This is a genomic window from Lentzea chajnantorensis, from assembly GCF_054300775.1.
In genome coordinates this window covers 2,989,806-3,013,584 of record NZ_JBSDZT010000002.1, presented here as the reverse complement: position 1 = coordinate 3,013,584, position 23,779 = coordinate 2,989,806, and the positions used below count along the sequence as shown (strand labels likewise).

Annotated in this window: 21 protein-coding genes and 1 pseudogene; 16 read left to right on the top strand and 6 right to left on the bottom strand. The window is 71.3% G+C overall.

All coding sequences use genetic code 11. From position 1 onward, the window contains the following. The first annotated feature begins 29 nt into the window (after positions 1–29). Positions 30–746, top strand: coding sequence for a GNAT family N-acetyltransferase (locus tag ACVDFE_RS15540; protein WP_458430846.1), 717 nt, complete (start codon positions 30–32; stop codon positions 744–746). A gap of 90 nt (positions 747–836) precedes the next feature. Next, the gene (locus tag ACVDFE_RS15535; RefSeq protein ID WP_458430845.1) at positions 837–1,634 is read left to right on the top strand and encodes an EI24 domain-containing protein; all 798 of its coding nucleotides are present in this window, start codon (positions 837–839) and stop codon (positions 1,632–1,634) included. A gap of 18 nt (positions 1,635–1,652) precedes the next feature. On the opposite strand, the gene ACVDFE_RS15530 is transcribed toward ACVDFE_RS15535, so the two are convergent. Both ACVDFE_RS15530 and ACVDFE_RS15525 read right to left on the bottom strand, forming a co-directional pair. Further along, complete coding sequence (locus ACVDFE_RS15530; RefSeq protein ID WP_458430844.1) at positions 1,653–3,602, bottom strand: beta-propeller domain-containing protein; 1,950 nt, start codon at positions 3,600–3,602, stop codon at positions 1,653–1,655. 76 nt (positions 3,603–3,678) lie between these two features. Then, positions 3,679–4,494: a S1 family peptidase gene (locus ACVDFE_RS15525; RefSeq protein WP_360397747.1), complete on the bottom strand. Its 816-nt coding sequence runs from the start codon at positions 4,492–4,494 to the stop codon at positions 3,679–3,681. Between the two features lie 168 nt (positions 4,495–4,662). Here ACVDFE_RS15525 and ACVDFE_RS15520 point away from each other — a divergent pair, with 168 nt between their 5' ends. From ACVDFE_RS15520 to ACVDFE_RS15490, 7 genes are all read left to right on the top strand, one after another. Beyond that, a complete protein-coding gene (locus ACVDFE_RS15520; protein WP_360397745.1) occupies positions 4,663–5,037 on the top strand; it encodes an FKBP-type peptidyl-prolyl cis-trans isomerase in 375 nt (124 codons plus the stop codon). 146 nt (positions 5,038–5,183) lie between these two features. After that, the gene (locus ACVDFE_RS15515) at positions 5,184–5,711 is read left to right on the top strand and encodes a YbaB/EbfC family nucleoid-associated protein (RefSeq protein ID WP_458430843.1); all 528 of its coding nucleotides are present in this window, start codon (positions 5,184–5,186) and stop codon (positions 5,709–5,711) included. A gap of 32 nt (positions 5,712–5,743) precedes the next feature. Continuing rightward, a complete protein-coding gene (locus ACVDFE_RS15510; protein ID WP_360397741.1) occupies positions 5,744–6,052 on the top strand; it encodes a type VII secretion target in 309 nt (102 codons plus the stop codon). Beyond that, on the top strand, positions 6,052–9,798 hold the full coding sequence (locus tag ACVDFE_RS15505; RefSeq protein ID WP_458430842.1) for a hypothetical protein: 3,747 nt from the start codon (positions 6,052–6,054) through the stop codon (positions 9,796–9,798). Before ACVDFE_RS15510 ends, ACVDFE_RS15505 begins: the two co-directional genes overlap by 1 nt. Further along, entirely contained in the window at positions 9,798–10,145 is a 348-nt protein-coding gene (locus ACVDFE_RS15500; RefSeq protein WP_360397737.1) for a toxin-antitoxin system YwqK family antitoxin, read from the top strand. The genes ACVDFE_RS15505 and ACVDFE_RS15500 overlap by 1 nt, the downstream gene beginning before the upstream one ends. 9 nt (positions 10,146–10,154) lie before the next feature. Then, on the top strand, positions 10,155–10,517 hold the full coding sequence (locus ACVDFE_RS15495) for a toxin-antitoxin system YwqK family antitoxin (RefSeq protein WP_360397735.1): 363 nt from the start codon (positions 10,155–10,157) through the stop codon (positions 10,515–10,517). A gap of 324 nt (positions 10,518–10,841) precedes the next feature. Continuing rightward, positions 10,842–11,723, top strand: coding sequence for a hypothetical protein (locus tag ACVDFE_RS15490; RefSeq protein WP_458430841.1), 882 nt, complete (start codon positions 10,842–10,844; stop codon positions 11,721–11,723). 53 nt (positions 11,724–11,776) lie between these two features. On the opposite strand, the gene ACVDFE_RS15485 is transcribed toward ACVDFE_RS15490, so the two are convergent. Next, the gene (locus ACVDFE_RS15485) at positions 11,777–12,937 is read right to left on the bottom strand and encodes a glycosyltransferase 87 family protein (RefSeq protein WP_360397729.1); all 1,161 of its coding nucleotides are present in this window, start codon (positions 12,935–12,937) and stop codon (positions 11,777–11,779) included. 144 nt (positions 12,938–13,081) lie between these two features. Between ACVDFE_RS15485 and ACVDFE_RS15480 the strand changes: the two genes are divergently transcribed. Continuing rightward, a complete protein-coding gene (locus tag ACVDFE_RS15480) occupies positions 13,082–13,666 on the top strand; it encodes a DNA-binding protein (protein ID WP_360397727.1) in 585 nt (194 codons plus the stop codon). Between the two features lie 29 nt (positions 13,667–13,695). Continuing rightward, a pseudogene (locus ACVDFE_RS15475) lies at positions 13,696–14,353 on the top strand (RES family NAD+ phosphorylase). Between the two features lie 51 nt (positions 14,354–14,404). Here ACVDFE_RS15475 and ACVDFE_RS15470 read toward each other — a convergent pair. Then, positions 14,405–16,264 (bottom strand): S9 family peptidase, encoded by a 1,860-nt coding sequence (locus ACVDFE_RS15470; RefSeq protein ID WP_458430840.1) that lies wholly within the window; start codon positions 16,262–16,264, stop codon positions 14,405–14,407. Positions 16,265–16,353: 89 nt separating this feature from the next. Between ACVDFE_RS15470 and ACVDFE_RS15465 the strand changes: the two genes are divergently transcribed. Then, positions 16,354–17,556, top strand: a complete 1,203-nt coding sequence (locus tag ACVDFE_RS15465) for a metal-dependent hydrolase family protein (RefSeq protein ID WP_360397721.1) — start codon at positions 16,354–16,356, stop codon at positions 17,554–17,556. Here ACVDFE_RS15465 and ACVDFE_RS15460 read toward each other — a convergent pair whose 3' ends face one another. Next, positions 17,557–18,555 (bottom strand): TerC family protein, encoded by a 999-nt coding sequence (locus ACVDFE_RS15460; protein ID WP_360397719.1) that lies wholly within the window; start codon positions 18,553–18,555, stop codon positions 17,557–17,559. Between the two features lie 369 nt (positions 18,556–18,924). Between ACVDFE_RS15460 and ACVDFE_RS15455 the strand changes: the two genes are divergently transcribed. The 4 genes from ACVDFE_RS15455 (at position 18,925) to ACVDFE_RS15440 (ending at position 23,321) form a co-directional block, all read left to right on the top strand. Then, complete coding sequence (locus ACVDFE_RS15455) at positions 18,925–21,771, top strand: alpha/beta fold hydrolase (protein WP_458430839.1); 2,847 nt, start codon at positions 18,925–18,927, stop codon at positions 21,769–21,771. Beyond that, positions 21,764–21,898 carry a hypothetical protein gene (locus ACVDFE_RS15450; RefSeq protein ID WP_360397715.1) on the top strand — a complete coding sequence of 45 codons (135 nt, stop codon included), beginning with the start codon at positions 21,764–21,766 and terminating at the stop codon, positions 21,896–21,898. Before ACVDFE_RS15455 ends, ACVDFE_RS15450 begins: the two co-directional genes overlap by 8 nt. A 284-nt stretch (positions 21,899–22,182) precedes the next feature. Beyond that, positions 22,183–22,401 (top strand): hypothetical protein, encoded by a 219-nt coding sequence (locus ACVDFE_RS15445; RefSeq protein ID WP_458430838.1) that lies wholly within the window; start codon positions 22,183–22,185, stop codon positions 22,399–22,401. Then, positions 22,398–23,321 (top strand): ABC transporter permease, encoded by a 924-nt coding sequence (locus ACVDFE_RS15440; RefSeq protein WP_458430837.1) that lies wholly within the window; start codon positions 22,398–22,400, stop codon positions 23,319–23,321. Before ACVDFE_RS15445 ends, ACVDFE_RS15440 begins: the two co-directional genes overlap by 4 nt. Here the strand turns inward: ACVDFE_RS15440 and ACVDFE_RS15435 are convergent, their stop codons facing one another. Beyond that, positions 23,322–23,726 carry a VOC family protein gene (locus ACVDFE_RS15435; protein WP_360397709.1) on the bottom strand — a complete coding sequence of 135 codons (405 nt, stop codon included), beginning with the start codon at positions 23,724–23,726 and terminating at the stop codon, positions 23,322–23,324. It lies immediately after the preceding gene. Between the last annotated feature and the right edge of the window lie 53 nt (positions 23,727–23,779).

Genomic DNA, 23,779 nt, shown 5'->3' with positions numbered 1-23,779 from the left:
GGGACGTTCTTGAACGATTTTACGACTCTGTGGCCCGACCGGGATCTCGCGTTGAGGAACACGGCGAGCTGACGCTGTTCCTCCAGGCAGGCGACGGCTACCCGTACTACGCGCGGCCGCGGTTCCCCGGCGGGCGCCCGTCGGTGGCCGACGTGCTCGCGGTGCGGGAGCGCCAGCGGTCGCTGGGCGTGCCGGAAGCGCTGGAGTGGGTGCACGAGACGACACCGGACCTGCTCGCCGTGGCGCGGGAGGCGGGGATGGACGTGCTGCAGGCGCCGCTGCTGGTGCTCGACCCGGCCCGGCTGCCGGAGCCGCACCCGCACGTCCGCGTCCTGGGCACACGACCGGCCGAGGTCACCGCGGTGGCGGCGCTGGCGTTCTCCTCACCGGGCACCGCCGCGGGCGAGACCGGTGCGGCCGAACGGGACGCGGCGCTGGCGGAGGCGGGAACCACCTCGGCGGACACCCGGCACCGGCACGCCGTGGCCGACCTGCCGGGTGAGGGCGTGCTCGCGGTCGGCACCGCGCAACGGGCCGGTGACGTGGTGGAGGTCGTCGGGGTCGGCACGCTGCCCGCGGCACGGCGCCGCGGTCTCGGTGGTGCGGTCACGGCGGCGCTCGCACGCGACGCCCTGGACAGGGGTGCCGGCCTGGTGTTCCTGTCTGCGGCCGGCGAGGAGGTCGCCCGCGTGTACGAGCGGGTCGGGTTCCGCCGGATCGGGACCGCCTGCATCGCGTCGGCCTGAGCGGTCCCGCGGTCTCGAAAAGGTCCCGAACGCACCCTTCGTCCCGCATCCAGCGCCTCCCGCCGGGGCGGGCCGACTACCCTCGTGCGCGTGATCAAGGACTTCGGTGCCGGTTTCGGACTGCTCCTGCGCGGCTTCCGGCTGGTGTTCAGCTCGCCCAAGCGGGTGCTGGTCGGGGCGCTGCCCGCGGTGCTCACCGCGGTGCTGATGATCACCGGCTGGACCCTGCTGTTCACCAACATCGACTCGGTCGCCGGGTGGCTCACCGGGTTCGCGGACTCGTGGAGCGAGACCTCGCGCAGCATCGTCGAGGTCGCCGTCGGCATCTCCGTCGTCGTGGCGGCGCTCGGGTTGAGCGTGCTGCTGTTCACCGCCATCACGCTGATGATCGGCGGCCCGTTCTACGAGTACATCGCCGAGGAGGTCGAGGACGAGCTCGGTGGTGTACCCGAGGCGGAGCAGGTCGGGTTCTGGCGCGGGTTCGTGGTCGGGTTGCGCGGCACGCTGCTGCTGGTCGGTACCTCGGTCCTGTTCGCGGTCCCGCTGTTCCTCGGCGGGTTCATCCCGATCGTCGGGCAGACGCTGATCCCGGTGCTCGCCGTGTGCATCAACGGCTACCTGCTGGGCATCGAGCTCACCGGCATCCCGTTCACGCGCCGCGGCCGGACGTTCAAGCAGCGCCGCAAGCTGCTCGCCACCCGCCGTTCGCTCGTGCTCGGCTTCGCGGTGCCCACCTACCTGCTGTGCCTGATCCCGCTGGCCGCGCTCGTCGTGATCCCGGCGGCGATGGCCGGTGGGACCGTGCTGTCGCACCGGCTGCTGTCGGGTGAGCAGGCGGTGCGGCCCGCCGGACCGGTCGGACCGGCGGGACCGGGGTACGTCGCCTAGGGCGCTCGCTCGGAACGGTCAGAACGGCAGCCAGGCCTGCTGCGCGAGCCCGTTGCGCGCGACGACCTGCACGCCCGCGGCCGACACCGACCACAGCTGGTCGCCGATCACGATGGTGCGCCGCGCTCCGCCGTACTGCTGCGTCTGCGGTTCGGTGATGCGGCCGGTGTCGCGCAGCTGGTCACCGTCGACCCTGAGCACGACGGAGGTGGCGTTCTGGGCCGACCTGTAGGTCGTCACCGGGACCACGAGCGTGCCGTCCTGCGGCCAGAACAGGAACGCGTGCGGGTCGTACTGCGCCTCGGAGCTGGAGTCCGGCAGGTGGAACTGGGCGAGCCGCTGCGGTGCCGCGGGGTTGCGGACGTCGAACAGCGACACCTGGGTGCCGGTCGTGCGGCCCTGCTCGGTCGCCTCCTGGCCGACGCCGATCAGCCTGCCGTCGCCCGCGGGGTGCAGGTAGGCGGAGAAACCGGTGATCTTCAGCTCGCCGGTCACCCTGGGCCGCACCGGGTCGCTGAGGTCGAGCGTGTAGAGCGGGTCGGTCTGGCGGAACGTGACGACGTAGCCGGTGCGGCCGATGAAGCGGACGCTGTAGATGCGCTCGCCCTTGCCGAGCCCGTCGACCCGGCCGACCTGGGCCAGCTTGTCGCCGTCGCGGCGCAGCGTCGTGACGGCGCTCTGGGTGGGCGGGGGCTGCGGGCTCCCGGCGTCGCCTGCCCGCCAGCAGCACCGCGACGTGGTGCCCGAGGTCGTCGCGACGCGCAGCACGCCCTCGTGCTCGGACAGCGAGTACTGGTTCAGCAACGTGCCGGGGACCTCACCGGACGCGACGTGCTTCGGCGGGCCCGCCTGGCCGATGTCGAACTGGTGGATCGCCGTGGTGACAGGGCGCGCGACGCCCGGCCGGTCCGGCAGCTCGGGCAGCAGCCGGTGGTCGTCGGCGATGTAGAGGGTGCGGTCGGTGCCGTAGACGGTGTCGCCGTCGGCCACGATCGACACCGGCTGACCGGTGCCCAACCGCCCGGACAGCTCGAACGTCAGCACGGTCAGCATCGACGACGCCGCGTGCACCGCGGGGTGGCTGACGTTCGCGCAGTCGACCAGGGTGCCGCTGGTCTTCGCGCCGTCCTGGACGAGCTCGTAGCGCGGCAGCCAGGACGTGATCGGCTCGTTCTGCAGGATCTCCCGGTTGCGCCGCAACGCACCCGCGTCGTTCGTCGTCTGGTCCGGGTAGACCCACGGCAGGCGCGGCGAGGAGCGGACGACGACGCGGGCGGTGCCGCCGACCTGGCGGGCGTCGAGGTAGCCGCCGTCGGTCTTGAGGCTGCCGATCTCCTTGAGCGCCTTGAGGTCCACGAGCACGATCTCGCTGCCCTCCAGCGCCCCGGGCGGGTACGGGCGGGCGTCGGGTGCGAAGCCGGCGTCGAGGATGGGAACCGGGTTCTGCACCACCAGCAAAGCGCGGTCGCCGGACACCAGCAGCTGCGTGGCGTGCCGGTCGCCGAGGTCGAGCGTGCCGGACGGGGAGCGGCTCGCGACGTCGACGACGCGCAGCTTGCCGTCGGCGATGGAGATGACGCGCCTTCCGTCCGTCTTCACGAGGTCCGGCTCGTCGACGCCCTTCTCGTGGACGTTCGTCGTGGAGTGGCCCTGCTGCTCGGCGGGCGGTGTGGCGGCCTTCGGCACGGCCTCGCGTTGCGCGACACCGGCCGAGGAGTCCGCGGCCATGCCCTCGGCGGCGGTCAGCGGGAAGTTCCGCCTCCCGCCCAGCCCGAACGCCGTGACGTAGGGGGCCATGGCGGAGCGCAGCTCCTCCACCGCGCCCTCGCAGGAGTCGTACGCGACCAGGCGCACCGGGCCGTGGTCGACGATCGGCGCGGGGAAGGTCTCGTCCCGCACGGCGGAGCTCGCACAGACCCCGGTCACGGCCACGACGGCGGCGCCGGCCAACAGCTTTCTGCCGTTCATGCCACCAGGACGGAACGAGGGCCGGAAGGGGTTGCTCCGCCGTCGCGGCAACCCCTTCCGGCGTTCTCGGGGTGCGCTAGGAGTTGATCTGCTGCTGGATCTGCGTGGCGTAGGTGGAGACGCGCGCGTACACGCCGGGGTAGCCCGCGGACGCGCAGCCCTCACCCCACGACGTGATGCCGATCAGCTTGCCGCCCGCCACCAGCGGGCCACCGGAGTCGCCCTGGCAGGTGTCCGTGCCGCCCTGCGCGTACCCGGCGCAGACCATGTGCGTGGCGTTGAAGTCGCTGCCGTACGAGCTGCTGCAGCTGGAGCTGCTGGTCAGCGGCACGGTGGCCTTGAGCAGGTAGCGCGAGGCCGAACCGCCGCTGGAGGTGGTGCCCCAGCCGAGGATCGTGGAGCTGGTGCCGGCCGCGTACAGGGCGCTGTCGGCGGAGGTGGCGAACTTGATCGGGGTCTGGCTGAGGTTGCGGTCGAGCGTGAGCACCGAGACGTCGTAGCCGCGGGTCACGTCGGTGTAGCTGGGGTGGATCCAGATGCGCGTGACGCGGGCGACGGTGCCCGCGGTGGAGTTCTTGTCGTCGCGGCCGGCCACCACCCGCACCGCCGAGGCCGAGTCGCCCTCGGTGCAGTGCGCCGCGGTGACGACCTTGTTGGGCGCGACCAGGGTGCCGCCGCAGTACTGGAAACCGCTGCTGGTGGCCAGGTACACGACGAAGGGGTAGGTGGACGTGCTGGCGCGCGTGCCGCCGACGATCTGCGCGCCGAGCTCGCCGTCGGTCACCGGAGGGGTCGGAGCTGCTTCGGCCGCGCTGATCGCCGCCATCGGCAGCGTCGCCGCCACCAGTGCCGCGCCCAGCCATGACCGGAGGCGGTGCAGGGTTGCCGCCATGATCATCTCCTTCTTCTGTTGTGCTCCCGGTGCAGAGCCGGGAGTTCTTCAAGGATCAACAGGGTTTTACGAGACGGGCAAGGGCCGGTCCGCGTAGGCCATTCGGCCGTCCGACCACACGCGTGATTGGATCGGGCGCGAACAACCCCGTTCCGAGAGGAAGTTGTGATGGCCCCCACGAAGCCCGAGGTCGACCCGCACGACGGCCCGGCGCCGGCCGACCTGCTCATCCAGGACATCACCGTCGGTGACGGCGAGGAGGCCACGCCCGGTCAGCGCGTCGTCGTCCACTACGTCGGCGTCTCGCACTCGACGGGCGAGCAGTTCGACGCGTCCTGGGACCGCGGTGAGCCGTTCATGTTCCCGCTCGGTGGCGGCCGCGTCATCCAGGGCTGGGACCAGGGCGTCGCCGGCATGAAGGTCGGTGGCCGCCGCAAGCTCGTCATCCCGCCGCACCTGGGCTACGGCGCCCGCGGCGCCGGTGGCGTGATCAAGCCCAACGAGACGCTGATCTTCGTCGTCGACCTGATCAAGGTCGGCTGACGCACGTCGGCCCCTGATGGCGTTCCACTGGTCCGTTCAGTGGAACGCCATTGGTCTGCGCAGCCGATTTGCTCCACTCGTGGAACGGGACCACCCCCGGCTGCGTCATCCTGTCAGTCCGCCACCGCAGTAGGAGGGGAACCACGGTGCCAGAGGACATCGCCGGGTCGGAGCAGATGCTCGCGGGCTGGGAGAAGAACGTCCAGGAGCGCGCAGCCCGCTACCAGGAGATGGCGACGCGCGTGCAGGGGATGACGATCTCCGAGCGGTCCTCCGACGGCGCGGTGGAGCTCACCATCGGGTCCAACGGCATCCTGCAGCACCTGGTGATCAACGAGTCCGCCGCCGGCCGCCGCATGGCCGAGGTCAGCGGCGAGATCATGAAGCTGCTGCAGCGCGCGCAGTCCCGCATCCCGGAGCTGCTGCAGGCCGCGATGGCCGAGACGATCGGCACCCAGGACGAGACCGCCAACGTCCTGTTCAACGAGGCCAAGAAGAACTTCCCGGCACCGCCCGCGGAGGACCCGCCGGCCGCGCCGCAGCACCGCAACGAGCTGAGCTTCCGCGTGGAGGACGACGCACCGCCGTCCCGTCCCACCCCGCCACCACCGCCGCCGCGCCGCCGTCCGCCTTCGGACGACGACGACTTCGGCGGGGAGTCCGTGCTCTCCTGATCCTGTCCGCTGCTCGAACTTGAGGGGGTTCGATGACTTCCGGTGGTTTCAACGTCACGTCCGACGTCCTGGAAGCGCACGTCAAGGCGCTGCAGGGCCTCCAGGGGAGGCTGCAGGGAGCCGTCGACGCGGCGAACACCGTGTCGATGCCGACTGACGCGTACGGCATCATCTGCCAGCCGTTCCGGATGCTGCTGGACCCCGTCGAGCAGTGGGGCATGGACGCGTTGAAGGGCGTCGCCGAGGCGATGGACGCGACCGCCAAGCGCATCGACGAGACCGCGAAGCACTACCAGGCGGTGGAAGACTCCATCGTGCGGACACTCCAAGGCGGAGCCTGATGTCGTCACCCAACCCGCTGGTGGCCCAGGCACCTGCTGAGCCGTCGGGTTTCTTCAACGCGGGTACCGGCGACAACGGCTGGGCCACCGGCATCTCCATCGCCGAGTCCGCGATGGACACGTTCAACGGCATCAAGGACGGCAACTGGATCGAGGGTGGCCTCGGCATGGTCGGCCTGGTCGCCGACGCCGCCTCGATGGCGATCGACCCGTTCGGCACCCTGCTGTCCTCCGCGGCCTCGTTCCTGATGGAGCACATGCAGCCGTTGAAGGAGGCCCTGGACTGGCTGGCGGGCAATCCGCCGGTGATCGAGTCGTACTCGACGACGTGGAAGAACGTCTCGGCCGAGGTGGGCAAGGTCGCCGCCGAGTACAAGGCGTCGGTCGACGGCACTTCTGCCTGGACGGGTCCTGCCGCGGACGCTTACCGTGCTGCGGCGGGTGGTCAGCTGGACGCGTTGTCGGGTGCTGCTTCTGCCGCTGGGTCCGTGGGGACCGTTGTCGGTGTGATGGGCATGGTCGTCGGGTTCGTGCGGGAGATGGTGCGCGACCTGATCGCGGACCTGGTGGCGAAGCTGATCACGTGGGTGCTGGAGGCCGTGTTCACGCTCGGTTTCGGCACGCCGGTGATCGTGGCGCAGGCCGTGACGGCGATCTCGAAGTGGGCCACGCGGATCGGTGAGCTGATCCAGAAGCTGATCAAGACGATCAAGAAGGTCTCGCCGCTGCTGGGCAAGCTGGTCGAGATCTTCACGAAGATCATGAAGGTGGTCGGGAAGCTGGTCGGCAAGGTGACCGGCCTGGACGTGATCTCGACGAAGTCCATCAAGCCCGGTGGGCTGTTCCACAGCACGAACTCTCCGGACCTGACGCCGTCCGGGTCTCCGTCGGGGTCGCACTCCGGTTCACCTTCTTCGTCCACTCCGGACTCTTCGCCCTCTTCGCCTTCGAGCCCGCCGCGCACCCCGGATGTTCCGTCCACTCCGGACAGCTCCCCGTCCGCTCCCGGTTCTGGTTCGCCGCACACGGGCCCGTCGTCCACCCCGGACGCCCCTGCCGCGCCCCCGCGCAACACCGGCCAGACCACCCAGTCCTCGGTCGCCACCCCCGAAGCGCCGGCTCGCGCGGACGTCCCGCACGCCCCGCAGCCCCCACGCACCCCGGACACCACCCCGTCGTCGTCCCAGCCGGGCCCGATGGGCAGCGCACCGAACGCCGCCGGCAACGCCCCCGCCGGTCGCCCCGGCACCCCCGGCTCGCGCGGTGACGTGCCCCCGTCCGCCCCGGCCGCCCCGCGTTCCCCGGACCACTCGACGACGGCCTCCCGCGCCGACGCCCCGTCCCGTCCGTCCACGCCTCCGACGCACTCGGCGCCTTCGGCTCCGTCGTCGCCGTCGATGCCGTCGTCCCCGTCCGGCGGCATGCCCTCCGCCCCCGGTGGCGCCCCGCACGCCCCGTCGTCCGGTGCTCCTTCCGGCGCCCCGCGCACCGACGCGACCCCGCCCAGCCGCGCCACCGCTCCCTCGGCGGCGGCACCGCACGCCCCGTCGACTCCGCACACCCCGTCGACCCCGTCGGCACCCCCGGCGGGCGGCGGCACCCCGCACGCCCCTTCCGGCGGCTCCCCGTCGGCCGGCTCCCCGCGCACCGACACCCCGATGCGCCCGCAGCCGTCCACGCCGTCGGCCCCGAGCGCTCCGCACACCCCGTCGGCCCGCACGGACGCGCCCACCGCGCCGTCCTCCCGCCCCGACGCACCCCAGACCCGTCCGGCAGGCGGCCCGACCGCGCCGTCCCGTCCCGACGCCCCGCACACCGGCACGACCACGCCGTCGTCACGCCCGGACGCCCCGCACGGCGGACCGGCCGCACCGCACAGCCCCAACACACCCCAAACCCCCACCGCGCCGCACTCTCCCAACGCGCCGCACTCCCCCACTGCGCCGCACGGCGGCCCGAACACACCATCTCGCCCGGACGCGCCGCACCGTCCCGACGCCGGCCCACGCCCGGACACCTCCCGCCCCCGCACGGACGTCCCCGCGGGCCACCCGTCCCGTCCCGACGCCCCCACGCGCCCGGACACCCCGCACCGCCCCGACAGCCCGTCTCGCCCCGACGGCTCCCGTCCGCACTCGCCGGACTCCCCGCGCTCGCGCGGCACCGGCACCGACGCACCCCCGCACCACGCGCCGGACGCGACCCGCCCCGAGGCGGCCACCCCGCACTCCCCCGCGGCTCCGCACTCCCCCGACGCACCACACCACCCCGACGCGCCACACCACCCGGACGCCGACGCGCCGTCGCACGCCCCGGACAAGCCGCACGACCCGGACTCCCCGGACCGCCCCCACGACACCGACGTGGACACCACACCGGCGGACCGCCCGTCCCCGGAGGCCGCACACCAGCGCCACGCCGAGCAGACACCGGCCGGCGTCTCGCACCACGGCGGCGACCCGGACATGGGCGACCTGCCCCACCGCGTGCCGGACGACCCGCGCTACTTCACCGCGGACGTCCACGTCACGCCGGACGGCCACGCCCGCATCGGCGGCCACGACTACACCCCCGCCGAGTACGCGGACATGCTGCGCCGCGGCGGGTACGACGGCAGCCGCCCGGTCCGCCTGATCGGCTGCGACGCGGGCAGCAACGACTTCGCCCAGCAGCTCTCCCGCCACCTCGACGCCCCGGTCCTCGCCCCCACCAAGCCGGCCTGGACCGACGTGAACGGCCGCGTCTTCACGAGCGACGCCGACATCCGCCCCGACGGCACCCGTCAGCCGAAGATCCCGCCGAACGGCGAGTGGGAGACCCACCACCCGGACGGCACGAAGACCAAGACCGGCGACGACGGCTACGCCCCGGACACCGAGCGCCACGACCCGGACGCGACGACGGACACCGACGGTGCCGTCGACCGCGGCGAGCCGCCCTACGAGCGGGACCCGGAGTTCGCGCACCACCCGGACGACCTGCCGCCGAACCGCGCCGAGCCGCAGGTGCTCGAACAGCTGGACCCGGACAGGTGCCAGGTCGACGAGAACGGCCTCATCACGCACTACGACGGCCAGCCGATCGAGCGGTACCTGAACAGGGTCCTCGAAGACCGCGCCAAGCTGATCGAGAACAAGATCGCCGACGGCACGATCAAGCCGCCGGACCACCCCGCGCAGAACATCCAGAAGTACGCGAACAACAACGTCGTGTGCACGTCGGTCTCGGTCGACCGGCAGACCGGCCGGATCTACGAGTCGGTCAACGGCTCGAACACGGACCTGATCCCGGAGGACAAGCTCCACCCGGCGCTGGCCGCGCGCCGCGACGCGATGATGGGCAACCCGCCGCCGGACGGCGACGGCCTGGGCTACACCCAGCCAGACCGCAACCCGGACCGCCTCGGCCAGCCGCTGCTCGACCGCAACGGTGAGGAGTTCCGCACGCCGTTCCCGATCAACGACGCGCCGACGAGGCACGCCGAGGTCAAGAACGTCAACCAGATGCTGCTCGACCGCGGGGTCCCGCCGGACGTGTCCCCCGAGGAGCTGCGCAAGATCCTGGGCGAGATGCGCGTCGACAACGCCTTCACGCCGGCGAAGGTCGGCGCGGTCAGGGACGGCCGCTTCCCGGACACCGCACAGTGCTGCGCGAACTGCACGCGGATGATCGACGGCGTGCCCAGCTCCGCTGGTAAGCTCACCCATCCACCTGGTGACCCGCGGCTCCAGGTCCTGCCGGAGTGATGACCATGCGTGTGAACATCGAGGACACCGAAGACGACTACAACGGTGTCCTCCACGAAGGCGTCCCGTTCACCGGCGAAGTGGTGGAGATCGGCGCGGACGGCAACCTGATCTCGCTCTACACCTACTACACCGGCGTGCAGGACGGCCCGTACTCCGAGTGGTACGGGCCCGACCGCCCGTTCAAGCAGGGCACCATGAAGTTCGGCATGCTCAGCGGCGTGAACCGGCAGTGGCACCCCAACGGGCAGCTGGCGCTGGAGACCGAGTTCGACGACCGGGGCCGCCAGCTGTACCGCAGGGAGTGGGACGAGACCGGCGCGCTCACCTACGAGCACAGCGCCTGAGCGATCCCGTTGCGCGTCAACAGGAGCAAGACGGTCGACACCCCGGCGGCGATCCTCCTGCACGACGGTGAACCGTTCACCGGCGAGCTCGAGGACACCGACGCCGAGGGCAACGTCATCGCGCTCTCCTCCTACGTCGACGGCATCGAGCACGGCCCGCAGACCGAGTGGTACCCGAGCGGTGAGAAGCAGGCCGAGGGCCGGTGCCATCGGGGATCACCGGTCGGCGAATGGCGGGAGTGGCACCGCAACGGGAAGCTCGCCGAGCACGACCTGTTCAACGTCTTCGGCGAACTGGTCGAACGGCGGCGGTGGGACGAGCACGGCACGCTCCTCGTTGACGTGAGATCCGGCATCACGCGGGGGCTCTGACGGTGCGCATCGACAGCGGTGAGTCGTACCTGGACGAGGCCAAGGACGCCGACGGCAACGTCATCGCCCTGGTCACCTGCTGGTAGGGCATCACCCACGGCCCGCAGACGCTCCGGTACCCGAACGCCCGCAGGCGTCTGGCGCTGACCGCGTCTCCCGGCCGCGAACCGGAAGACCCACCGCGAGTGGCCCCGCCGGGGAACCACCGGGAGATCAACACCCTCGGAACCAGTGTGAACGGGTCGAAGCCACCGACCCGCCCGCACGTGCACGGGCAGCCCGATAAGATCAGCGCGTTGTGACGGGGAGAGGGGCGAGGAGCACATGGGCCAGCCAGCGACACCGCTGAGCGAGCAGGAACAGCAGCAGCTCGTGCGGCAGATCGGCCGTGCCATGCTGCCGGCGATGCCGCAGGGCTGGCAGCGCATCCGTGCCGAGTACCGCGCGGCGGGCAGGCACATCGAGGTCGACCTCGCGTTCGCCGGGCCCGACGGGCAGTTGCGGCCGGTGCGGCCGCCGATGGACGTGGTGCAGATGTTCGGCCAGCTGCGCGCCGGGATGTACCAGCAGGACCGCGGCACGTGGCTGAGCGCGACCTACGAGATCGAGGCGCCGGCGGCGTTCACGGTCGACTTCAACGCCGAGGACGAGCCGCGCTGGCGCAACACGCCGCCGCCGATCGGGTTCCGCGACGAGCTGCAGACGTTCCCGCGGCCGGACCAGCTGATCCCGGACTGGTGGCGGCAGCGCGTCGGACTGCCGCCGCTGCCCCAGCCGGAACCGGAGCCGCAGCAGGAGTTCCAGGTCCCGCCGCAGCAGCCCGAGCAGCAGCCGTCGGCCGACCTGCGCACCGCGAAGGTCTACGACGGCAAGAACGACGACGGCCGCATCGTGGTGAACCGCCAGCCGGTCGACCCGCAGCTGGTGGACAACCTGCTCACCTACCTCGAGACGGCGCCGGTCGTGCTGGCCGCGCGCAGCTACGACGTGGACGAGTTCTCCGCCAACGGCGAGCAGGACGTGCCGCTGAACTTCCGCACCGACGGCACCTGGGTCTGGGCCGGCGCGGTGCCGCACTACCTGCGCAAGTACGGCCTGCCGCCGGAGCCCGAGCTGGTGGCGCACGCGGTGTCGCGCGGGTTCCGCATCGGTGAGGTGAGCGAGGCGGCGCAGGACCGCGCGGTCTCCCTGATCACCGGTCAGTGAGCGAGAAGTGCTGAAGGGGGCTCGGCTGCGGCCGGGCCCCCTTCTCCACGTTCTCAGCCCGCGGTCGCGACGACGGGGCGGCGTGCCCGCACGGCGAGCGTGACCAGCACGGCGACCCCGGCGACCACGTAGAGGTTGCCGATCACCTGCTGCCACCACGCCCACTGCTGCTCCACGTCGTTGTCACGCGGGAACAGCCAGTGCGGCCCCACCGCGAACACCGCCACGACCAGCCACGACGCCCAGTGCCGCCGCAGCGCGGGCCGCGACAGCAGCACCAGCGCGGGCGCGATCCAGATCCAGTGGTGCCCCCACGAGACCGGCGAGATCAGCAGCCCGCCGAGGGCCACGGCGAAGAACGCCTCGACCTCGCCGACACGTGCCGCCACCCACCACGTCAGCGCCACGACCAGCAACGACAGCACGACCCAGGTGAGCACCTGCGGGCCGCTCTCCAGCCCGAGGCGGGCGAGCAGGCCGCGCAACGACTGGTTCGACGCGTAGGTCAGGCGTCCGACGCGAGCGGGGTCGAGCAGCGCGTGCGTCCAGTACTCGCGCGCGTCGCCGAATGCGATCAGGAACCCGAGCAGGCCGAACGCGAAGAACGACGCGATCGACACGAGCACCGGCTTCCACTGGCGCCGGGCCACGAAGAACAACGCGAAGAACGCGGGCGTCAGCTTGATCGCCGCCGCGAGCCCGATCAGGGCGCCGCGCGGCCACCAGCGGGTGCGTTCGAGCAGGCAGTCGGCCATGACCAGCACGCCGAGCAGCAGGTTGACCTGCCCGAACCAGAGCGTCTCGCGCAGCGGGTCGAAGATCGACGACACGGCGGCCGCGCCGAGTCCCCACTTGACCGCCTCCGGCCCCCACCCGAGCACGCGCGAGGCCGCGACCAGGCACAACGTCGTGAGCAGCGCCAGGTTTGCCACCGCGACCGCGAGGATGGCGACCACCAGCGGCACGAGCGCGAGCAGGCTGAACAGCGCGGCGGCGGCCGGCGGGTAGGTGAAGGGCAGGTCGGGGCCGCCGAGCGGCTTCGCGAACCCCTCGACGTAGAGCGGGAGGCCCTGCAGCAGCGCGTCACCACCGTTGCGGTAGACGCGCAGGTCGAGCGACCACCCCGGCGGGCGGAGCATGACGTACGCGAGCGTGCCGATCATGACGACGGCCCACGCCACGACGACGCGCTTGGCTCCCCGGTCCAGCTGCATCGGGAAATCCTAGCGATGAGGGTGCTGAGGCCCACGTCACGGACACCGGGCCGGATTTCTCACGTAGCGTCGTCGCGTGACCGCGGAACGTGGAACTCTGTTGGTGGAGCGCACAAATGCGCACGCTCGGGCTATCCTGTGCGCATGAGCCCCGCACTGGAGACGGTGCTGGCCAAGGCCGGCCTGCAGGTGACGCCCGACGAGTTCCTCGCGCTCGTGACCGACGCGGCGCGCAGGCTCGCGCCGCCACATCCCGAGCCGGTCAGCTACTTCACCCCCGAACAGCAGACGGCACTCGCCGACGTGGGCCTCGACCTGTCCCCGGCCGGCCCGTCCGACGCCAAGCCGCGCACCCGCACCGTCGTGGCGCACGCGGTCCTGCGCGACTCCGCGCTGACCGTCGCCGACGCCGCACGCCAGCTGCAGATCGACACGAGCCGCGTCCGCCACCGCCTCGGCGTGGGCAGGCTCGTCGGCTGGAAGGACCGCGGCAGCTGGCGCCTGCCAGCCTGGCAGTTCGCCGGCACCGGCGTCCTGCCCGGCCTCGAAGCCGTGCTCACGGCCGTGCCCACCGACCAGCCGGCGCTCGTCGTCGCCGCGTTCATGACCACCGCCCAGGAGGACCTGCTGGTCGACGGCAAGCCCGCGACACCCCGCGACTGGCTCCTCGCAGGAGGAGACCCGCGCCTCGTCGCCGACCTGGCCTCCGCGCTCGGCACCCCCGCCTGAGCCGTTCCCGAACACCCGACAGGACCCGAATGTCACGGCTTCCGCAGCCGCCTGCCCCTGCCGTGCTCCAGGCACACCTGCGCCGCACAGAGGACGTGGTGGCCGTCCACCGCGCGACCCGGCTGGTGCGCGTCTTCACGGCCAAGGGCTCCCACCCGCAGCGCTGGAACTCGTTCCGCTACGCGGGCCCCCTCCCGCACGCCCGCTTCGACGCGCAGGCCCCGACCCCCGACGGCAAACCGGCCCCGGACCACGAGAACGGCGTCCTGTACTTCGGCCTGTCCGTCCGCACCTCCGTCGCCGAGGTCTTCCAGGCCACCTCGATGGTCGACCGCCGCACCCGCTCCCCGTTCCTGGTGGTCCTGCGCCCGCGCCGCACCCTGCGCCTGCTGGACCTGGGCGGCCTGTGGCCGACGCGGGTGGGCGCCTCGCAGGAGATCTCGACGGGCCCGAAGGCCGTGACGCAGGCGTGGGCCCGCGCGATCCGCGCGGCCTACCCGGAAGCTCGACGGGCTGTGGTACCGGTCGTCGATGGACTCGGGCGACCCGGCCGTGTGCCTGTGGGACCCGCCGGGAGCTTCGGGGCTGCCGGCGGCTCCGGACGTGTTGCTGCCGTTGGACCACCCAGGGCTGGACCTGCCGTTGGCGCGGGTGTGCGAGGAGCTGAACTACACGCTCCTGGGCTGAGGTCCCCGGCCCGTCCGGCCGCCGAGGACCCCGGCCGAACAGGTCAGTTCCTCACAGGTAGCGCCCCCACCACTCCAGCACCGCCGCGAACCGCTGCCTGCGGTGCCGCGGCTGCCCGGACCGGGTCAGCTCGTGCCCCTCGCCGGGGAAGATCAGCATCTCCGCCTCGACGCCGCGCCGGCGCAGGGCCACGAACATGCGCTGGGCCTGTTCGAGCGGGCAGCGCCAGTCCTGCTCGGAGTGCACGACCGCGAACGGGATGGTGATCTTCTCCGCGTAGGTCAGCGGGCTCATCGCGCGCTGGGCCTCGGGGTCGGGGCCGCAGTAGGCGTCGGGGAAGTAGTAGCCGATGTCGGAGGAGCCGGAGAAGGAGTCCCAGGCGTTCACGGCGCGTTCGCTCCAGGCCGCGCGGAAGCGTTCGCCGTGGTGCGCGGACAGCCAGGAGGCCATGAAGCCGCCGTAGGAGCCGCCCATGACGCCGACGCGGCCGGCGTCGCAGTCGGGGCGTTCCAGCGCCACGTCGAGCAGGGACAGCACGTCGTCGACGTCGACGGTGCCGAACTTGGCGACCACGGCCTGGCCGTGGGCCTGACCGTAGCCCGCGGAGCCGCGCGGGTTGGGCAGCACGACGGCGTAGCCGGCAGTGGCGTAGACCTGGGCCTCGTCGAAGAAACCCCAGCTGTGGTACATGAACGGGCCGCCGTGCACGGCCAGCACGACCGGGTGCGGGCCGTCGCCGTCGGGCAGCACGAGCCAGCCGTGGACGGGGTAGCCGTCGGAGGCGGAGCCGGTCAGCTCCACCACGCGGCGGGCCGGCACCTTCGAGAACGACGTGCGCGTGCCGGTTCCGACGAACTCGACCTCGCCGGCGTTGTCCGGAGTGGACACGACGGCGACGACGGTGGACCCGTCGGAGGCGAACGACTTCACCACCGCGGACTCGCCCGCGAGCACCTCGCCGGTGCCGCCGCCGGACAGCGGGATTCGCCGCAGCTCCACGGCACCGCGGTTGCGGACCGCCACCAGCACGTCCGGACCGACCACCACGGGCGGGCCGGACAGCCGTTCGACGTCGACGGATTCCTCGTCGGTGAGCCGCTCCGGGCCACCGGAGCCGTCCAGCGGCGCCCGCCACAGGCCGGTGTTGCGCGCCACCGCGTCGATCCCGGTGAACTCCGTGCCCAGCCAGTGGACGAACCCCTCGGCGACGAACGGCATCGACGCCTCGCCCCGGCTGCGGACCAGCACGGACGCCGGGCCACCGGAGGCCGGCACCGTGTACAGGTCGCTGACCAGCGTCTCGGCCGCGCCGAAGTCACGTGGTGCGGCGAACACCAGCTCCTCCGGGGACAGCCACGCCGGGTCGGCCACGTCGAAGGAGCCGTCGGTGACCTCGGTGACCTCGCCGGACAGGTCGGTCACGTGCAGTCGCGGCCGGCGGTCGAGCAGGAAGCCGACGTCGTCGACGCGGTAGTCGAGCCGCGTGATGCGGCGCGGCGCCTCGGCCTCGGGGCCGTCGTCACCGGTGCCGTAGCGGCCCTCCTCCGGGACGCGCGCCACGAACGCGATCCGCGTCGAGTCCGGCGACCACACCGGGGCGCCCGCGCCCAGCGGCAGATCGGTCAGCTTGCGCGGTTCACCGCCTGCGGTCGGCATGACATAAAGCTGCGGTTTCGTTTTGCCCGAAACGCGCAGGAATGCCACCTGGGTGCCATCGGGAGAAATACGCTGTGCATGATCACGGTCACCGTGTGTCCACGGTGTCGTGCTGCCGTCGGGGTGGACCCGGTGCAGGCCACCCCAGTAGGTGTTGGTGGCGAAGTCGGGCGTGGCGAGGCTGACCAGCACCAGGTCTCCGGACACCGCGACGGTGCCGGGCGTGGTGAGCAGCTCCAGGTCTTCGGGGCGCACGGCACGGACGGTAACAGGTTTCTTTAGCAACGCTCACAACGTTTTGTTGACCGATCACAAAAATTGACTCGCCACATAGATTTCCGCGTATGACGCGCATCGTGTTCTCCGGTGGACGGGTCTTCACCGGCACAACGACCGAGCCAGGCGACGTGGTGGTCGAGGGTGACCGCATCGTCGACGTGGGCACCGACCTCGACGGCGACACCAGGGTCGACGCCACCGGCCACACCCTGCTGCCGGGGCTGTTCGACTGCCACGTGCACTTCATGTTCAGCGGTGCCGACCTGGTCCGCGACCTGAACACGCCGTTCTCGCTGCCCTTCTACCAGGCCATCGGCAACATGCGCGCGACGCTCGACTGCGGCATCACGACCGTCCGCGACGCGCTCGGCGCCGACCTCGGGGTCGCGGAGGCGGTCCGGCGCGGGCTCGTCCAGGGGCCGCGCATGCAGATCGCGATCAACATGGTGTCGCAGACCGGCGGCCACAACGACGACTGGATGCAGTGCGGCGCGCACGTCAGCCCGCCGCTGCACCCCGGCCTGCCCGACACCGTCGCGGACGGCCCCGAGGAGCTGCGCAAGGTCATCCGCACGCTGGTCCGCCACGGCGCGGACATCATCAAGATCGCGTCCAGCGGCGGCGTGATGTCACCGCGCAGCAACCCGCGGCACGCGCACTTCCGCGACGACGAGATCGCGATGATCGTGCAGGAGGCCACCGCGGCCGGCATCGCGGTCATGTCGCACGCGATGAGCGGTGACGGCATCCTCACCGCCGTGCGCAACGGCGTGCGGTCCATCGAGCACGGCGTGTTCCTCACCGACGAGGGCGTCGAGGAGATGCTGCGGAACGGCACCTGGCTCGTGCCCACGCTGATGGCGCCGCGCATGGTGCTCGACCAGGCCGCCCGGGGTGTCGCGATCTCCGACGTGGTCCTGGACAAGGCGAAGATGGTGGTGGCGCAGCACTTCCAGTCGTTCCAGAAGGCGCACCAGGCGGGCGTGAAGATCGCCATGGGGACCGACTCGGGCGTGGGACCGCACGGCGACAACCTCACCGAGCTCACCCTGATGACCGAGTACGGCATGACGCCCGCGGAGGCGCTGCACGCCACCACGCGGTCCGCGGCGGCGTTGCTGCGCCTGGAGAACGAGCTCGGCGAGCTCGCACCGGGCAAGCTCGCCGATCTGGTTCTGGTCGAGGGGGACGCCGAGCAGCACGTGAAGGCCGGAACGCTGAGGCAGGCCGTCCGCGCCGTCTACCAGAACGGCGTCCCCGTCGGGTAGCTAGTGGTCGGCGCCGATGTGCTTGGCGGCTTCCGGGTGGCGCTTCACCTTGAGCAGGCTGGCGATCGTCGTGATCGCCAGCACGCCGACGATCACCGACAGCGAGACCTCGATGCCGATGGTCGGCACGTGGAAGGGCTCGCCGCCGTTGAGGAACGGCAGGTTGTTCGTGTGGAGTGCCTCCAGGATCAGCTTCACGCCGATGAAGCCGAGGATCACCGAGAGGCCGATCGACAGGTAGACGAGCTTCGCGAGCAGGCCACCGAGCAGGAAGTACAGCTGGCGCAGACCCATCAGCGCGAACGCGTTGGCCGTGAACACCAGGAACGGCTCCTTGGTGAGGCCGAAGATCGCGGGGATCGAGTCGAGCGCGAAGAGCAGGTCGGTGGAGCCGATCGCGACCATCACGATGAACATCGGGGTCACGAAGCGCTTGCCGTCGATCTTGATGAACGACTTGGCGCCGTGGAACTCGTTGGTGACCGGGAAGACCTTCCGCACCACGCGGAGCATCAGGTTCTCCTTGTACTCCTCCTCCTCGTCGTGGTTCTCCCTCGCCAGCTGCCAGCCGGTGTAGATGAGGAACGCGCCGAAGATGAAGAAGACCCAGCTGAACTCGGCGATGAGCGCCGCGCCGAGCGCGATGAAGATGCCGCGCATGACGAGCGCGAGCAGGATGCCGATCAGCAGCACCTTGTGCTGGTGGATCGCGGGCACCTTGAACGTCGTCATGATGATCAAGAAGATGAACAGGTTGTCGACGCTCAGCGAGTACTCGGTGATGTACCCGGCGAAGAACTCCGTCGCGTACTGCCCACCGGAGAAGTACCAGATGCCTGCCCCGAACAGGGCGGCCATGGCCACGTAGAACACAACCCACCGGGCGGCCTCACCGATCGTCACCTCATGGGGTTTTCGATCGACGATCACGAGGTCCACGGCGAGCAGGACGAGCAGACCAACGATCGTCGCGATCCACATCCATGCGGGGACGTTCACAACCCAACCTCCGGGATTCCTCAGCGCACGCCAAACAACCCGGAGGTCTCCTCCGCCGTCCGGCCGGTCCTGTGAAGACCACCCGCACGACCAACGGCACCGGAAGCCCGACGCTGGACTCCGTACTGACGACACCGCCGCTTAGGGAGTACTCCCCTCCATCCTGCGTGAATATTGTGCTCCACGACGACCGGTTAGCGCCACACAGGGTGAGCAGACCCACGCAACCAGGTGCGATGGGAATACGTTGCGTGGTCTCCTGAGCAGTACCCGACCGAACCTGAAGCCCGGCTGAAGATCGACTCTTGCTGAGACCGGCACCGGGTCCCGACAGGTCGCTCTCAGCGAAACTCGCATATCGTCATCGCTGTGTCCCGCCTCTCCCGCATTCGCGGCAGGTGGTCGATCCCCGCTCTGATAGTGGTCGCGGCCCTCGTGGCCGGTGGCTTCTACTTCACCAGATCAGGCGACGACCCCGCGCCCGTGCAGTACAAAGAAGCGAACATCGACGCACCCGAGAGCCCCGACAGCGCTCAGACGGTGACGATCGAGACGCGTCTTTACCTCCCCCAGCAGACGCCCGCGCCCGCGATCATGCTCGCGCACGGCTTCGGCGGCAGCCTGCGCAGCGTGCACACGCAGGCGGAGGAGTTCGCCCGGCGCGGTTTCGTCGTCCTGACGTGGTCCGCACGCGGTTTCGGCCGCAGCACCGGCCAGATCGCGCTCAACTCCCTCGACCGCGAGGTCCGCGACGCGCAGAAGCTCGTCGACTTCCTCGCGACCCGCGACGAGGTGCAGAAGGACTCCGGTGGCGACCCGCGCGTGGGCGTGACCGGTGCCTCCTACGGCGGTGCGCTGTCGTTGCTGCTCGCCGGCACCGACAAGCGGGTCGACACGCTCGTCCCGGTCATCACCTACAACGACCTCGCGCAGGCGCTGCTGCCGAACTCCGCTTCGGCCGAGCCGCGTTCCGACGCCACGCCGGGGGCGACCGCGTTCGGTGAGGACGGCGTCTTCAAGCGGTCGTGGGCGGGCATCTTCTTCTCGGCCGGCATGACGTCGATCGACCTCGCCTCGCCCACGGGTGAGGCGCCCGAGGTGGGTGACACCGAGTCGAACAACCAGGCGCCGGCACAGCAGCCGCAGCAGCAGCCGGGTGGCGGTTCGGGCGCGGCCGCACAGCCGCCCACGCCGTCGCTGGGCGCCTGCGGCCGGTTCACGCCCGCCGTGTGCACCGCCTACACGGAGGTCGCGACGACGGGCAAGGCCTCGCAGCAGACGCTCGACCTGCTGCGCCGCTCGTCACCGGTCGAGGTCACCGACAAGATCACCCAGCCGACGATGCTGGTGCAGGGCGAGCAGGACACGCTCTTCGGCCTCGACCAGTCCGACGCCACCGCACGGCAGATCGCCGCGGCGGGAGGCAAGGTGAAGACGGTCTGGTACGCGGGTGGTCACGACGGCGGCAACCCCGGCGCCACGCTGCGCGGGCAGATCGCCGACTGGATGGTCTTCCACCTGATGGGCAAGGGCACCGACCCCGGCACCGGCTTCGAGTACCAGGTGCAGGGCGCGTTCCGCTCGTCCGGAACGCCGTCGCTGCGCACGGTCGTCGCCCCCTCCTACCCCGGTCTGGCGCCCGGTTCCACGAGCGAGCGCCGTTCGGTGAAGCTCAGCGGCCGCGAGCAGGTGGCCGTGAACCCCGCCGGCGGCAACCCGGCGGCGATCTCGAACCTGCCCGGTCTCGGCTCGGCGCTGGCGCGGTCGTCGTCGATCTCGTCGCGGCTCTCGCTCGACCTGCCCGGTCAGGCGGCGGTGTTCCAGTCCGACGCCCTGACCTCGCAGCTGCTGCTGACGGGTTCCTCGACGGTCCGGCTGCGGGTGGCGCGCGGTGACCAGAACAGCGGCGAGGCGATCCTGTTCGCGAAGCTCTACGACGTGTCGAAGGACGGCACGCGGGTGCTGCCCGGCTCGGCCGTGGCCCCGTTCCGCGTGGCGCTGCCGCCGGACGGTTCCGCCGCCGAGGTGACCGTGACGCTGCCGCCCGCCGTCCGCCCGGTCGAGAGCGAGCACCGGCTGGCGCTGGTGGTCTCGACGACGGACCAGGCGTTCGCGAACGCCGAGCAGCCCGCCGCGTACCGCATCTCGCTGGCCGACGACACCATCTCGGTGCCGGTCGTGCCGGGCCGCAACGTGACGACCGGTTTCCCGGTGGCCGCGCTGTGGGGCATCGTGATCACGCTGCTGGTGCTGATCGGCGCCGGTGTCATCGCGATGTTCCGCCGCCGCCTGGCGCACGACTCGGACCCGGAGCTGTCCGGGGTACCGCTGGTGATCTCGAACCTCACCAAGTCCTACCCCGGCGGCCTGACCGCGGTGAAGGACCTGTCGTTCCGCGTGGAGCACGGCCAGGTGCTGGGCCTGCTGGGTCCCAACGGTGCCGGCAAGACCACGACGCTGCGCATGGTGATGGGCCTGATCCACCCGTCCGAGGGACACATCCGGGTCTTCGGGCACAAGGTGACGCCGGGTGCGCCCGTGCTGTCGCGGATCGGGTCGTTCGTGGAGGGCTCCGGTTTCCTGCCGCACCTCTCCGGTGCCGAGAACCTGCGCCTGTACTGGGCGGCGACCGGTCGCCCGCTGGAGGAGGCGCACGTCGAGGAGGCGCTGGAGATCGCGGGCCTCGGCAACGCCGTGAACCGCCGCACCCGCACCTACAGCCAGGGCATGCGGCAGCGCCTCGCCATCGCCCAGGCGATGCTGGGTCTGCCGGACCTGCTGATCCTGGACGAACCGACCAACGGTCTCGACCCGCCCCAGATCCACCAGATGCGCGAGGTCCTGCGCCGGTACGCCGCAGCCGGCCGCACCGTCCTGGTGTCGTCGCACCTGCTGGCCGAGGTCGAGCAGACCTGTTCGCACGTGGTCGTGATGCACAAGGGCCAGCTCGTCGCCGCGGGCGAGGTGGCCGACATCGCGGCAGGCGGTGGCGAGGCGACGTTCCGCGTCGACTCCCCGTCGAAGGCAGCGGAGGTGCTGCGCAACCTCGAAGGCGTGCACGACGTGCACGAAGACGAGGACGCAGTGCACGCCTCGATGAACGGCGTCCCGCGCGCTGCCGCACTATCGGCCCTCGTGGCCGCCGGTGTGGCCGTGGACCAGGCGGGCCCGCGACGCAGGCTGGAAGACGCGTTCTTGGAGCTGGTCGGTGAATGACTTCCTGATGGCAGCGGCGTCCGCCACGGCGGACGCCCCGGACCCGGTGTCGCTGGAGGCGCTGGCGGAGGCGGGCCTCGACGTGGCCGCCTCCGACGACGAAGAGCAGCGGGAGGCCACCGCATGACCTCCACCCGCTCGGTGCCTCCCGCGCGCCCTCTGGCGAACGCCAACCGCATCCGCCTGAGCGCCGGCAGGCACGCTCCCGCAGGCGTCCCCTCCTCCTGCGAGCGCACGTCGCTCGCGCGCGAAGGGGGTCCCCTTGACTCAATTATCCCAGGCAGCACCGACAATTTCGGCGCACCGGACGCGGCGGAGGCCGTTGACCGCAGCGCGCACGGCGCTGGCGTTGCCGCTGAGGTGAGCACCTTGGTGAGCGCCGGCACGGCGAGCGCCCCAGCGACCGCTGACGTGGCAGGCACCGATGTGCCGGGCACACCGGTGGACGCCGACATGGCGAACACCCCGGTGGGTGCCGACGCGCCGGGCGAGCACAGCCCGGCCGGTCACGGCGAGCACGACCCGGCCGACGGCGTCGGCGGGCAGATCACGACGAGCACCGGCGTTGTCGGCGCGCGCGTCACGACCGCCACCGACGAGGTCGGCCGGCACGAGGAGGTGGACCGGTGAGCGAGAACGGCGTCCACACCGACCCCGGAGCGATCAGCGACCTCACCGAGGCCGCTGCCCACCAGCAGACCGAGGTGGCCGAGGACGGCTCCTCGCAGGGTTACCGGGCCCGCAGGACCCTGCGGATCAGCGTCGAGCTGCAGCGCCAGGTCAAGCGCCGCCGCACCCAGCTCGTGCTGGGCTTCCTGGTGCTGCTGCCGTTCATCCTGGCCCTGAGCTTCGAGCTGGGCGAGAGCCAGAACCGCCGCTCCGGCGGTTTCGTCGACCTCGCCACGGCCAGCGGCATCAACTTCGTGGTGCTGACGCTGTTCGTGAGCGGCAGCTTCCTGCTGCCGATGATCGTGGCGCTGTTCTTCGGCGACACGATCGCGTCCGAGGCGTCGTGGTCGAGCCTCAAGTACCTGCTGGCCGCACCGATCCCGCGCCACCGCCTGCTGCGCCAGAAAGCGATCAGCAGCGGCCTCCTCAGCTTCTTCGCCCTCGCACTGCTGCCCGCGGTCGCGCTCGGCGTCGGCGTGCTGTGGTACGGCGCGGGCGAGGTCGTGAGCCCGACCGGTGAGGCGGCACCGTTCGCGGACGGCGTGCTCGGCATGGGGCTCGCCGTCTGCTACATCGCGATCAACCTGTTCTGGGTGGCGGGCCTGGCGCTGTTCCTGTCCGTGTCCACCGACGCGCCGCTCGGCGCGGTCGGCGGCACGGTGCTCGTGTCGATCCTGTCGCAGATCCTCGACCAGATCGAACCGCTCGGGGACCTGCGCAACTACCTGCCGACGCACTACTCGATGGCGTGGGCCGACCTGCTCTCGACCGACGTGGACTGGTCGGAGATGACGCGCGGGGTGTTCTCCGCGCTCGTCTACGGCGGCATCTTCACGCTGCTCGCGGCACGCCGGTTCATCACGAAGGACATCACCAGCTAGCTAGTGCTTGCCCTGCACGCAGAACTCGTTGCCCTCGGGGTCGAGCATGACGACCCAGTGCCCCATCCGGCCCTGGTCGAACTCCTCGACCTTCGTCGCACCGAGGGCGACGAGCCGGTCGACGGCCTCAAGACCCGCGTTCACGTCGAGGTGGACGCGGTTCTTGGCCGTCTTGCCCTCCGGCACGCGCTGGAAGAAGAACCGCGGCCCCGCGCCGTCCGGGTCGATGATCGCCGAGTAGTCGTTCCACCGCTCCTGCGGGATGTTGTTCGCCTGAGCGAACTCCTCCCACGTCGCGAACCCGCCGGGCGGCGGCTGCACCACGTACCCGAGCGCCTCCGCCCAGAAGGCGGCCAGCTTCGCCGGGTCCGCCGCGTCCATCGTCACCTGGATTTCGGTTGCCATGGCGCAACGGTAAGACCGAATGCGGACAACCACTGTCCGGAGTGGTGGAAGAT